The sequence below is a fragment of the Devosia sp. WQ 349K1 genome (genome assembly GCF_016595685.1).
Lineage (GTDB): Bacteria > Pseudomonadota > Alphaproteobacteria > Rhizobiales > Devosiaceae > Devosia.
Window position 1 is genome coordinate 67,030 of the sequence record NZ_JAENGO010000008.1, and the last position, 12,420, is coordinate 79,449.

10 protein-coding genes are annotated in these 12,420 nt (G+C 57.4%); 6 read left to right on the plus strand and 4 right to left on the minus strand.

Annotation, left to right across the window (positions count from 1 at the left end; genetic code table 11):
- Positions 1 to 43: 43 nt before the first annotated feature.
- A complete protein-coding gene (locus tag JHL21_RS15790; protein ID WP_200214545.1) occupies positions 44 to 967 on the minus strand; it encodes a VOC family protein in 924 nt (307 codons plus the stop codon).
- Between the two features lie 128 nt (positions 968 to 1,095).
- Complete coding sequence (locus JHL21_RS15795; protein WP_200214547.1) at positions 1,096 to 1,896, minus strand: class D beta-lactamase; 801 nt, start codon at positions 1,894 to 1,896, stop codon at positions 1,096 to 1,098.
- Between the two features lie 30 nt (positions 1,897 to 1,926).
- Between JHL21_RS15795 and JHL21_RS15800 the strand changes: the two genes are divergently transcribed.
- The 3 genes from JHL21_RS15800 (at position 1,927) to JHL21_RS15810 (ending at position 5,504) form a co-directional block, all read left to right on the plus strand.
- Positions 1,927 to 2,520 carry a DNA-3-methyladenine glycosylase gene (locus JHL21_RS15800; RefSeq protein WP_200214549.1) on the plus strand — a complete coding sequence of 198 codons (594 nt, stop codon included), beginning with the start codon at positions 1,927 to 1,929 and terminating at the stop codon, positions 2,518 to 2,520.
- Positions 2,521 to 2,610: 90 nt separating this feature from the next.
- Complete coding sequence (recQ, locus tag JHL21_RS15805; protein WP_169196196.1) at positions 2,611 to 4,455, plus strand: DNA helicase RecQ; 1,845 nt, start codon at positions 2,611 to 2,613, stop codon at positions 4,453 to 4,455.
- A gap of 56 nt (positions 4,456 to 4,511) precedes the next feature.
- A complete protein-coding gene (locus tag JHL21_RS15810) occupies positions 4,512 to 5,504 on the plus strand; it encodes a DUF1624 domain-containing protein (protein ID WP_200214551.1) in 993 nt (330 codons plus the stop codon).
- A 128-nt stretch (positions 5,505 to 5,632) separates the two neighbouring features.
- Here the strand turns inward: JHL21_RS15810 and JHL21_RS15815 are convergent, their stop codons facing one another.
- Positions 5,633 to 7,534 (minus strand): ABC transporter ATP-binding protein, encoded by a 1,902-nt coding sequence (locus JHL21_RS15815; RefSeq protein WP_200214553.1) that lies wholly within the window; start codon positions 7,532 to 7,534, stop codon positions 5,633 to 5,635.
- The gene (locus tag JHL21_RS15820) at positions 7,531 to 9,381 is read right to left on the minus strand and encodes an ABC transporter ATP-binding protein (protein ID WP_200214554.1); all 1,851 of its coding nucleotides are present in this window, start codon (positions 9,379 to 9,381) and stop codon (positions 7,531 to 7,533) included. Before JHL21_RS15820 ends, JHL21_RS15815 begins: the two co-directional genes overlap by 4 nt.
- A 252-nt stretch (positions 9,382 to 9,633) precedes the next feature.
- On the opposite strand from JHL21_RS15820, the gene JHL21_RS15825 reads away from it, so the two are divergent.
- From JHL21_RS15825 to JHL21_RS15835, 3 genes are all read left to right on the plus strand, one after another.
- Positions 9,634 to 10,380 (plus strand): sulfite exporter TauE/SafE family protein, encoded by a 747-nt coding sequence (locus tag JHL21_RS15825; RefSeq protein ID WP_200214556.1) that lies wholly within the window; start codon positions 9,634 to 9,636, stop codon positions 10,378 to 10,380.
- A gap of 81 nt (positions 10,381 to 10,461) precedes the next feature.
- Positions 10,462 to 11,373 (plus strand): LysR family transcriptional regulator, encoded by a 912-nt coding sequence (locus JHL21_RS15830; RefSeq protein ID WP_169196201.1) that lies wholly within the window; start codon positions 10,462 to 10,464, stop codon positions 11,371 to 11,373.
- A 117-nt stretch (positions 11,374 to 11,490) separates the two neighbouring features.
- Positions 11,491 to 12,411, plus strand: coding sequence for a siderophore ABC transporter substrate-binding protein (locus tag JHL21_RS15835; RefSeq protein ID WP_367948214.1), 921 nt, complete (start codon positions 11,491 to 11,493; stop codon positions 12,409 to 12,411).
- The last annotated feature ends 9 nt before the right edge of the window (positions 12,412 to 12,420 follow it).

The following is a 12,420-nucleotide window of genomic DNA, read 5'->3' on the forward strand; positions in this document are numbered from 1 at the left end:
TGAAATTGGACCACCTTCATAACGAAGATGGTCCAACGGGTCATTAAGCAACGAGTTCGAGACGGATGCGGTTGCCGAAGGGGTCTTGGGTCTCAAGATCATTTCCGACCACTGCAACCGGAGCCCCTGCCTTTTCAAGGCGCGCCTTGAGTGCGGCAAGGCTATCGGCATCCGGCAGACGGATGGTGAACCATTTCAGACCCGCAGCGCCCGCTGGGGGCAGCGGTGCATTTGGTCCAGCCCAGACGTTAAACGCCAGACTGTGGGGCATGTAGTCGAGCCCAACATCCCCCATCCCATAGGAGTGGATCAGCAAGAACCCGGCAAAGCCGACGACGTCACGATAGAAGTCCATCGCCTTGTTGAGATCATTGACGTGAACATGGACGTGACCGATGCGCGTTCCCGCAGCCATGCGTGGCAAAAGCACAGGGTTCAGGCCAAGTTCGCCAAGAAGACCATCGAGATCAATCGGGTCGCGGCCAGAATGGAGCTTACCATCGGTGGTGACAGCATAGGACTCGCCCTTATCGGGGTCATTCAACGTGCCGCGCCATGGTGTTTCAAGCGTAATCTCGATGCCATTCCCATCCAGATCCCAGAGATAAATGGCTTCCGAGACAAGGTGGTCGGTCGGCGAAATGCGGACATTGCGCTGCAGCGCACGAACCGCCATCTGCGCCAGTTCTGCGCGCGACACGACATGTAGCGCAACGTGATAAAGGCCGATTGTGCGTGGCACGACCGGGCGATTGGCCCCGGTTTCAAGGACAATCAGTGGAACCCCGCCCGCGCCGAGGGTGAGCAGATTACCCTCTTCCGAGATCAAATCGAGCCCAACAACATCCTGCCAGATGGCGAGGGCCTTGTTGCGTTCAGTAACGGCGATATGGACAGGACCAAGCGTGGTGGTCAGTGGAAGCACCGGCTTGGAGCGAACATTAGTCTGGACAGATGCGTCGATCATTTCGTGCCTCCTTCGGCAAAATCATTGACCCTGATGTAGTCCGTTCCGGCGTTCACACAAAGCGGCCGACGCCGAAGGCTTCGTTCGATAGACTACACCCAATCAAATCCACCACAGACGTTCTACCGTCACGGCGCTTCAAAAGGGGAGATCAAGCGCAAGTCCGCCAGAAGCGCGTCCCGCGCGATCACACCGATGCTACCGGAGCGTCTTTGTGTCTCTTGGTTGAGGCGCACGACAACATAGGTCTCCTGTCCCTTTTGCGCCCACCCAACATACCAGCCCCAGCCCTTCGCGTAATCAAAGCTTTGGTCGGCGCGACGAGGATAGGCCGAGCCGGTTTTGCCATAAACAGCCCAGCCATTGACGGTGCCACCGCGCTGCACCAGCGCACGGGCATTCGCCTGTGCCTGCGCGCTCACGGGAAGCTGGTTCTTCAACAGATCGAGCAGAAAGCGAGCCTGATCGCGCGGCGAGATGAGCAGTGAGGAAGACACCCAAGCGCGGTCGAGACCATTGTTCTCGCCCTCATCGCCAGAAAAATCGGCATTGCCATAGCCAAAGCTGCGGGCATAGCGGGTGAGAACCTCTGGGCCGAGAAAGCGGGCTATGCGCTGGGAATACCAGAGCGTTGAATTGATCATCCATTGGGTCGGATTGGTGTTTTCTTGCCAATTGGCGCCCCAATCGGGATCGCCTTTGAAAAACTCCAGAACCGGCTCCTTTGGAGATTTGATAAAACCCGCGTCGAACCCCATCACCGCGAGAGGGACTTTAAACGTCGAAGCAGGCGTGACTGGCGTCGTGCAATCGCCGCGCTCAAAGACAATCGCGCCGGTCTGCACATCGCTCACCAGCGTGCACACCTCCTTGGCCTGGGCAGGAGCCCAAAGTGCCAACGCCACGATCAATGATAGTATAATGCGCATACGCCCCTCCACAGCCGGCCTCAAAAACGAATGACAAAAGCGACAGAAGTAGGACCAGAACCAGTGCCGACACTTGGGCCAAGCTTTTTCATGCGCCCTGCTGTGGTCGTTGCGCCTGCCCTGCTTGGCGTCACCCTGCTCATCAACGGTGTTGGCGGAATTATTGTCGAGACTGAGGCCTACGCACCCGACGATCCCGCGTCGCACAGTTTTCGTGGTCCCACACCGCGCAACCAAGCCATGTTCGGCCCACCGGGGCACGCCTATGTCTACCGCATCTACGGCATGCATTGGTGCCTCAACTTTGTCTGCGACAGCGGCCACGCCGTCCTTATCCGCGCTCTTCAACCCACCACCGGGATTGAGATAATGGCCGAAAGGCGCGGCACCATTGTCACCAAGCAGTTGTGCTCGGGCCCGGGAAAGCTGGCGCAAGCCTTGGGGGTGACCAAAGCTCTCGATGGCGCGCCGCTTTGTGCCCCAAATGCCCATTTGGTGCCCACCGACGAGCCCATAAGTGCCAGCACTGGGCCTAGAATTGGCCTATCAAAGGCCATTGAGGTGCCATGGCGTTTTGGGCTCATGGACTCACCCTTCTTGAGCCGCCCGTTCCCGAAAACGTAATGCCTCGCTTCGGGCTGCAATCTGGGCATGATCCATCACAAGGCCGCTGCAAGTGTTGCCACCCAGACTCACCCGTGATTCAAGGGTGACGTGGAAGCCATTGAGTCTCATGATCTGTTCTCGCCCCAACGCCAGCAGCGCCCGACGCCGCTCGCCGTTCTGCGCGATATATTCGGGCACAAGAACTTCCGGGGCCAGCAAGGCGATGTGATCGAACACGTCGTTGGCGGGGGCGATGCCGTCGTACTCTTCCCAACTGGCGCTGGTAAATCAATGTGTTACCAGATCCCAGCCATCTGCCGCCCCGGGGTTGGCATCGTCGTTTCGCCCCTCATCGCCCTGATGCGCGATCAAGTGGAAGCGCTCAAACAAGCCGGTGTCGCTGCCGCTGCCCTAAACTCATCCCTCACGGCTGAAGAATCCGCTGAAGTGCGCAGAAAACTGCGACGCGGCGAATTGGACCTGCTCTATGTGGCGCCCGAACGCGTGGCCACGCCGGGCTTTGCGCAGATGCTGGGTGATTGTGAAATCAGCCTATTTGCCATCGACGAAGCCCACTGCGTGAGCCAATGGGGCCATGACTTCCGCCCTGAATATCGCGAACTCATTCATTTGGTTGAGCTTTTCCCGGGCGTACCGCGCATCGCGCTGACCGCGACAGCCGACCCGTCGACCCGCGAAGACATTATCGAACGCTTGGGGCTTGAGCAGGCCGAGGTCTTCACCACCAGCTTTGACCGCCCCAATATCTCCTACTCCATTGTCGAGCGCGATAAGGCGCGCGAGCAGCTTTATGATTTCCTCTCCAGCCATCGCGGCGAAAGTGGCATCGTTTATTGCCTCAGCCGCGCCAAGGTTGAAGACCTTGCCGATTGGCTAGAGCGTAAGGGGATCAAGGCTTTACCCTATCATGCGGGGATGAGTTCCGACCGCCGCAGCGCCCATCAGGACGCCTTCCTCAAGGAAGAAGGCCTTTGTCTTGTGGCGACCGTGGCCTTTGGTATGGGCATCGATAAGCCCGACGTGCGCTATGTGGCGCATATGGATTTGCCTTCATCTATCGAGGCTTACTACCAGGAAACCGGCCGCGGCGGACGCGATGGCCAGCCCGCCGACGCCTGGATGAGCTATGGCATGGCCGATGTGGTGCAACGTCGACGGATGATCGACGAAGGCAATGCGCCCGACGAGATCAAGCGCCTAGAGCATAGCAAACTCAATGCCTTGCTCGGTGTTTGTGAAACCGCAGGCTGCCGTCGACAAGCCATTCTCAACCACTTTGGCGAAGCTCATCCGGGAAAATGCGGTAATTGCGACACCTGCCGCTCACCGGTCGAAAGTTGGGACGGCACCGAGGCCGCGATCAAGGCTTTGGCCGCGATCTATCGGACCGGAATGCGGTTCGGCGCGGCCCATGTGATCGATGTGCTGACGGGCAAAGAAACCGAGAAAATCCAACGCTTTGGCCATCAGCACCAGAAGGTTTTTGGTCAAGGTAAAGAGCTCGACGCCAAAAGCTGGCAGTCCGTCATCCGTCAGTTGACAGCGCAAGGTCTGATCATCGTCGACCACGCCAACCATGGGGCGCTGACACTCTCCGAAAATGCAGGGCTGGTATTTAAACGCGAACGCACGGTGATCCTGCGTAAGGACCGCCCGAAGAAGGCCCTTGAGGTTCGCCGTTCGCTGCAAAAGGCGGTTGAGCTACCAGCCGAATGCCAGCCCCTATTTGACGCGCTGCGCGAAGAGCGCCTGCGCCTCGCCAAGCTGCAAGGCGTTCCACCATATGTGATTTTCCATGACGCGACGCTTCGCGCCATGGCTCTCGCACGGCCTACACACCCTCATGATATGCTAAACCTTCCCGGCGTTGGCCAAGGCAAGCTTGATCGGTATGGCGAAGACTTTTTGGCGGTCGTTCGCGCTAACATTTAAAACCACGGCCAGTTCGCAAATCCAAAGCGTCTCGGCGCAATTCGAGAAGGTGTTCTATGGAATTGGGCAAGAGCGGCAAGGGTAGTCGGCTCCAGATCGTGGACGTCGCGCGCGGCGTAGCGATCATCGCTATGGTCGTCTACCACCTCTTCTGGGACCTCTCTTACTTTCGCATCTTCCCAGTTGACGTAGGCTATGACCCGGCGTGGGTGTTTTTCGCGCGGTCCATACTGTTTACGTTCATGTTTCTGGTCGGCGTAGGGCTGGTCTTGGGCCATGGAACGGGTGTGCGTTGGCGTTCATTTTGGAAGCGCTGGGCCTTTGTGGCCGCAGGCGCGGCCATCATAACCGTTTCCACCTACTTCACTTTCCCCGACACCTTCGTCTATTTCGGCGTTCTCCACGCTATAGCTGCCGTCAGTGTTTTGGCGCTGCCGTTCCTGTTCACCCCACTCTGGCTGACTGGGCTGGCAGGGCTCATCATCGCAGTCCTGCCCTTCGTTTTCTCCAACCCCTTCTTTGATCCGAAGATCACCAGTTGGATCGGCTTTTCTGTAGTACCGCCTCCGGCGAATGATCTCGTCCCCCTGTTTCCATGGCTCGGCGTGGCGCTGCTCGGCGTGGCGGCGATGCGGTTTATCCGCGCCAACGAATGGGACGCCCGCTTGGCGCAACTCAACTCAACCACCGCTTTGGCGCGTGGACTGGCCTTCTTGGGCCGCTGGAGCCTTCTTATCTATCTGCTGCATCAACCTATTTTACTGGGTGTGCTGACGCCTCTCGCTGGGGCATTAGGGACACAGGAGGCGGCCCGGGAGATTGAGTTTTTGTCGGCCTGTCAGACCACCTGCGAAACCAACGGCACGACGGCTGAACAATGCGCCATCTACTGCCAATGTGGGCTCGCAGGTATCGAGCGCGACCAGCTTTGGGACCCGATTTACTCCGGCGTTTTCAATGACGAGCAGCAAGCCAAGCTCGATGCAAACAATCGCCAGTGCTCGGTGCTGATCTATCCGGAGTTGGAAGGAACGCTACCCGAATTGTGAGGTTCTTTTGTGGGCGGCGTTTCAGCCCCCTCAGCCGGCCCCTGACCGACTAAACCTTAACCCCGTCATTGCCAGATCCAGTCGGGTGAAGACGGGGTTGAGGGTGCGGTACGGGACGTTCGCGGCGGCTAAGTGCTTGCCGCTTTGGCATTGGCGGAAGCGACCAGTTCGTCGGGAATGTCGTCGAAGCTGGCGTAGTTCATATTGTAGAGCTTTGAGTACAGCCCACCCAACTCCATGAGCTGGTTGTGATTACCCTCTTCGATCTTTTCGCCGTTTTGCAACACGATGATGCGGTCAGCGCCACGAATGGTGGCAAGGCGATGGGCGATAACCATGCCTGTGCGACCCTTGAGCAAGATTTCGAGCGCCTTTTGGATTTGGCGTTCGGTGTAGCTGTCGATATTGGCGGTCGCCTCGTCGAGGACGAGAATTTTCGCATCGGCCACTAGCGCGCGGGCAAAGCTGAGCAATTGGCGTTGGCCGAGTGAAAAGTTTGAGCCTCGCTGTTCCAACTGGGTGTCATAGGCTTCAGGAAGACGAGCGATAAAATCATGCGCGCCGACGGCTTTGGCAGCGGCAATGACGTCGTCACGGGTAGCCGTCAACTTGTTGTAGCGAATGTTTTCGAAAATGGTGCCGGTGAAAAGGAAGGGCTCCTGCAACACCATGGCCACCTGCGCCCCAAGACTCTCTTGCGTCACGTCGCGTACGTCGTGACCACCGACCATCACCGCCCCGTCCTGCACTTCGTAAAAGCGATGAACGAGCGACATGGCCGAGGTTTTGCCAGAACCTGTTGGGCCGACCAAGGCGACGGTTTCGCCTGGGTTGACCTTGAACGACACGTTCTTCAACACCGGGCGCTTTGGATCATAGCCGAAAACGACGTTGCGGAATTCGACTGAGCCATCCATGTCAGCGCCGAGGGTTTCGGCATCTGGCTTGTCGTCGATGACCACTGGCAAGTCGATGACTTCCATAATGCGACGCCCCGACGTCATGGCGCGCTGCATGATGGAATATTGCATGGTCAGCGACCGGATCGGATCAAAAAAGCGCTGAATATAGAACAGGAAAGCGACAATGACGCCGACCTGCAAATTGCCATTGAGGACCATGGCGCCGCCGACTACGATAACAGTCGCCATGGAAATGCCGGTCAGACTATCAACGATCGGCACCATGACCTGAGCATATTTTGAGCCGGTCAGCTGAGTGCGCAAATTGGCATAGGCCTTATCGTCGTAGAGGTCGAAATTGACCCGCTGACGATCAAGGTTCTGCACTGTGCGAACGCCATTGATGCCTTCGGCCATAGCGCCTGCTGTGGTCGAATTAGTCTCATGTGCGGCCCAGAAAGCGCGTTTGGCCGGCGGCAACCAGAAGAGGCGGACGACAAACAGGATCGGCATAGTGACAAGCGTCAGAAGCCCCAGCCATGGATCAAGCGTCAGCAGCACGATGACAATGCCGAAGAGCAGAACAATGTCCCCGACGGAAATGATGGAGGTTTCCAGAAACTCCTGCATCGAGTTCACATCGCCCTGTAGGCGCGACATGAGACGACCGACCTCGGTCTTATCCATATAGCTCAGCGAGACGCGCTGTAGCTGGGCCATCATGGCGCGGCGCATGTCGAAAAGAACATTCTCGGCTACGTCACCGACCTGCTTTTCTTGCGTATAGGAGGCGACATAGTTCACCAAAATGGCAATGGAGAAAGCCACTAAGGCGGAGATGAGGTTGTTGGTATTGCCACCTGCGCTCATGCCGCTGTCGATGGCATTGCCGATGATCAGTGGGATGGCGAGCTGGGAGCCGGTGAACACCAGCACAGAGGCCACCGATATATAGATCTTCTTCCGGTAGGGACGGACATAGGCCCAGATGCGCCGCACGGTTTGCGGATCATAGGCTTTACCAAACACCTCTTCTTCGACGCGATGGCTGCCAACCGAAGCGCGAGGGGGGCGCTGTCCGGGGAAAGTGGCGGTATCGCGCTCGTCGTCGGTCTCAATGACGCTCATTCTGCGGCCCCTTCCAACTCTTCGGTGGGGCGGGTCTGCAGATCGTAAAGGGCGGCATAGCGCCCGTTGAGCGCCAGCAGCTGATCATGTGTGCCCCGTTCAACGATCCGGCCATCTTCAAGGAAGAGGATGAGGTTGGCATGCATGAGCGAGGAAAGGCGATGAGCGATTATCATGGTGACACGATCGGAAGCGTAGCGGCGGATAGCGCTGCGAATACGGTGTTCGGTTCCCGCATCAATAGCGGCGGTTGAATCGTCGAACACCATAACCGCCGGTTTCAATACGAGGGCGCGGGCGATGGAGAGGCGCTGGCGCTGGCCGCCAGACAAGGACACGCCACGCTCGCCGACGACTGTGTCGTAATCGGCAGGCAGGCCCGCGATATAATTGTGCAATTGAGCGCTCTCAGCAGCGCGTTCGATCTTGCGCTCCTTGGCCCACGGGTCGCCATAGGCGATGTTGTTTTCAATCGTGGTCGTGAAGAGGAAGCTATCCTGCTGAACGACGGCCACCGAACGCCGCAGACTTTCGAGGGTCACCTTGCGCACGTCCTGCCCATCAATGGTGACGCGGCCAGAGGTGACATCGTAAAAGCGCGGAATAAGATGGGCGAGCGTGGATTTGCCTGAACCCGGCGCTCCCACGATACCGACGGTTTGCCCAGCATGCGCTTCAAAGGAAACACCGTTGAGGGTTGGGACGGTCATGCCCGGATAGGTGAAATGCACATCTTCAAAGCGCAGCGTGCCCTTGGACACCTTGAGCGGGGTCGCGTCTGAAGCATCCACGATCTCATTATCTTCGTCCAAAAATCCGAAGAAGCGCTCGCCGCATGTGGAGGCGCGGGCGAAGGAATTGACCATCATCCCGAGCTGGCGCACCGGCATTTGCAAAATGGTCATGAAGGTCAGGAAACTGGCCAGCGTGCCAATGCTGATCTCGCCTGCGATGACTTTATTGCCGCCAAACCACAGCACAAGCGCCATGGAGATAAAGAAGGACAGATTCATCGCCGAGGTGGATTTGACGCGGATTTTCACGCGGTCATGCGCCAAGGCCAGCGCTTCGGCTGAGGCCGTGTCGAATTTATCCATTTCGTATTTTTGGCCGGAGAAGGCGCGGACGACGCGGATACCGCCGAGGTTTTCTTCCATGACGCGGGTCATCACCGCGAGCTTTTTTTGCAGAACCAGCCAGGTGGAGCGCAAGGTGAGCTGTGCGATGGAGGAGTTCCAGGCGACGAACGGGACGAAGCTCAGGGCCAATACCGCCAACAGAGGATCTGTCGAGAACAGCATGTAGGCGCCAATCCCGAGCAGCACGCAGAACAGAAAGACGCGGATAATACCGGTCGAGAAAAAGACGCGGATGCCTTCAAGATCGAGCAGGCCGATGGTGATCAAGTCGCCGGAGTGGACCCGGTCGTGATAAGAATAGGAAAGCCGCTGGACCTTTTCGTAAAAGGCCAAGCGCAGCTCATAGCCGACATAGTGGGTGACGCTTTCGGCGTAATAGTTCTGAACCAGCGTGAACAGGCCGCGCAGCACAGAGACAACGAACAAAGTTACCGCTGTCCAAAGCAGCGCTTCCTGCGCCCCCTCGCCCGCCACGGTCAGCACATTTTGCGCCTGATCTATGGCCTGCCCCAAAAGCCGAGGGATCAGCAATTGCAGGGTGGCGGCGATCAACGTCGCGCCGATCGCAAAACTGGCCTGCCAATAGTGACGGAGAGAATAGATCGCGATACGCAACAGGGGACTTTGCCCCTTGCCACTATGGGCCGCAGCGACATGAGTTCGTGCATCACCGCGTGAACGTTCGCGGCCAGCCTTGAGGGTAATCAAGGGACTAATCCAGAAATAGTGTGGGGCCCGAAGGGGAGGCGGAAACCGTCGACCAACGATCGGGCAAATCAACTCGCGTCCCTATAAGAGGCCGAATAGACTTACCATTCAAGATGCATTTAGCGCAAAAGTATGACTGTTTTTCCGCATTGTTGGAGAATAACGGCATATTGGTCACGCATGGCCCCATGCTTAAGCAGCGATGGCCAGAAAGATCGCGCTGCGCCATGGCTTGGCGTGAGGAGAACTTCAATGCCCGCGTTTGCCACTATCGCCCTGATTGCCGTCGCTGTTTTGACGACATCTACCATTTCGGGCGTGTTCGGCATGGCGGGAGGCCTGATCCTACTAGCCCTTTTGCTCACGCTGCTGCCCGTAGCGACAGCAATTGCTGTTCAAGGCGCAATCCAAATTCTAGCGAATGGCTCGCGGGCATGGCTATCGCGCGAACATATCGACTGGCGCATCCTCTCAATCATCTGCGCGGGTCTATTTTGCGTTGGCGTCATCCTCTTCACCATTCGCTACATGCCCGATCTGGCAACGGTTTATATCGTCATTGGTCTCCTACCCATCTTGGTCTGGATCCCCAATCAATGGCTGCAGCTTGACGCCAGCAAACCGTTTCACGCCTTTCTCGCTGGTTTCCTTGGTGGCGGGCTTAACCTCACAGTTGGTGTTGCCGGGCCGACCATCGACATTTTCTTTATTCGCACGCAGATGGACCGCCGACGGATTATTGCGACCAAAGCCGCGTCGCAGGTGATCTCCCACGCGGCCAAAGTGGTGTTCTACTCGGGTCTCGCTGCGGCCATGGGCATGGGCGACTGGCTCATTGTGCTGATCGCTGCGCCCTTCGCAATTGCGGGCACAAGTCTGGGCTATTACATTTTGCAGCGCATAACGGACGCGGGATTCCGCAAGTGGACACGGCTCATCGTTACCGCCATTGGCCTCTATTATTTGGTGCGCGGCCTGATGATGGTTGGCGGGGTCTGATTTCCTGTGGGATTACAGGATATTGCTAAAAGCGGTTCACACATTTGATGGCATTGGATTATGGTGGCTTAGGGAGACACCATGGCACCATTCGACAGCGTAACCGCACGACTGATTTTGCTCTTGGCAGAGACCGGCTCTATCGGCCGCGCTGCAGAGCGAGAAGGTATTGCATCTTCAGCGGTTAGCCGCCGAGTTTCGGACCTTGAGGCGCGCCTTGGCGTTGTGCTTTTTGATCGCTCCGCTCATGGCGTGAAGCTGACAAAAGCAGGCGAGGCCTATGCCGATGGGTGCCGAACGGTGTTGCGCTCCATCGCGGATCTCGACGCTATCATGGCCGATTTCAGCTCGGGGTCGCGTGGTAGCCTGCGGCTGGCCTGTACTGGCTCGGCGCTAACCGGGCGGTTGCCTGAGTTGCTGGCCAAGTTCGCCGGCAAGTATCCGGGCATTGAAATTGCCATTCGAGAGATGGGTGCGGCCAAGGCACTGATGGCGCTCGACGAAGGCCAGGCGGACGTCGCTATTGTCTCGGACAACTACGACTTTACGCGTTTTGATATTCGGCCTTTTGAAGACGAGCGCGTCTGGGTATTGGCACCACCAGAACATCCGCTGGCGGAAAAGATCGAGCCGCGCAAGGCCCTCGCATTTGAGCACGCTCTTCCCTATCCAATCGTCGGCATCCACCGGACCGGCTCGCTCGATCGTCTGTTGAGTGAAGCGGCAGAAGAACAGGGAAAGACCCTCAACGAGGCCCTGCGGGTTGAAAGCTTCCCAGCGCTCGTGCGCATGGTTGAAGCTGGCTTCGGAATCGGTTTCCTGCGCTCAACGAGCCTGCATTTATTGGCTGGCACAGATCTGGTCTGTGCACCTTTGGCTGAGCCTTGGGCAATGCGGCAACTTTTGGTCGCGCGACGCAAATCCTCCCCACTTTCTGCAGCCATGAAAAGCTTTATTGCATTGGCTGGAGAGACTTACCTTCCCAACACATAAATACGAACATCGATCTCATATTTTCCTTTGACTCGCCGAAAAAGCGAGTCTAGGAAACCGGACAAGCACTCTCAACAAAGGGTGTTCAGTTCACTCAACCTCGATTGGATCGATCTCGTGAGCACATTGTTCCGTTCCACTGCCGTAGCTGCAGCGCTGTTTGCTGGCGCTCTTTCGATGGCCACCTCGGCTATCGCTCAGGATAAGGTTATCGCCCACGCACAGGGTGAAACCACTATTTCGGGCGTTCCGGAAAAGGTACTGGTTCAGGACTGGGCCGCGTTTGACAATCTTTCGGCTCTCGGCGTTACCGTTGCTGGCATTCCGGGCTCGAACGCTCCTGGTTACCTTGCTCCGAGCATTCCTGCTGACGCGGCCAAAATTGGCTCGCTGCAGGAGCCAGACTTTGAAGGCATCGCAGCTCTCGAAGCCGACCTCTACATCGTTGGCGCTCGTTCGCGTAACGCTTACGAAACAGCCAAGGAAATCGCTCCAACCGTTGACTTGTCGGTCGACAATGGCGCGATCATCGATGGCCTCAAGACCAATTTGACCAAGCTTGGCGACATCTTCGGCAAGCAGGACAAGGCAGCTGAACTGATCGCCAACGTCGACGCTAAGGTCGCTGAAGTGAAGGCCGCTGCTGAAGGCAAGGGCACTGCTCTGGTTGTCGTCACCAATGCTGGCAAGCTCGGCGTATATGGCCCAGACAGCCGCGTTTCCTGGCTCTACAATGAAGTCGGCATGCCATCTGCTCTCGCTGCGGTCAATGACGGCGACCACGGTGGCGACGCTGTAACCTTTGAATTCCTGCTCGAAACCAATCCTGATTGGGTCTTCGTTGTCGACCGCGACGCCGGTGTTGGTAACGAAGGTGGCGCGAAGGCTCTGCTGGACAACGAACTGTTCAACCAGACCACTGCTGCCAAGGAAGGCAACATCGTTTACGTTGACCCACAGGCCGCTTACATCACCATGAATGGCTATTCGGCAGTAATGCTGCTGCTGGATCAGGTTTTGGCTGGCCTCAACGGTTAAGCTTTGCAT

Coding starts and splice junctions, on each gene's coding strand:
- JHL21_RS15790 (WP_200214545.1), bottom strand. CDS start 967: ATGATCGACGCATCTGTCCAGACTAATGTTCGCTCCAAGCCGGTGCTT.
- JHL21_RS15795 (WP_200214547.1), bottom strand. CDS start 1,896: ATGCGCATTATACTATCATTGATCGTGGCGTTGGCACTTTGGGCTCCT.
- JHL21_RS15800 (WP_200214549.1), top strand. CDS start 1,927: ATGACAAAAGCGACAGAAGTAGGACCAGAACCAGTGCCGACACTTGGG.
- JHL21_RS15810 (WP_200214551.1), top strand. CDS start 4,512: ATGGAATTGGGCAAGAGCGGCAAGGGTAGTCGGCTCCAGATCGTGGAC.
- JHL21_RS15815 (WP_200214553.1), bottom strand. CDS start 7,534: ATGAGCGTCATTGAGACCGACGACGAGCGCGATACCGCCACTTTCCCC.
- JHL21_RS15825 (WP_200214556.1), top strand. CDS start 9,634: ATGCCCGCGTTTGCCACTATCGCCCTGATTGCCGTCGCTGTTTTGACG.
- JHL21_RS15830 (WP_169196201.1), top strand. CDS start 10,462: ATGGCACCATTCGACAGCGTAACCGCACGACTGATTTTGCTCTTGGCA.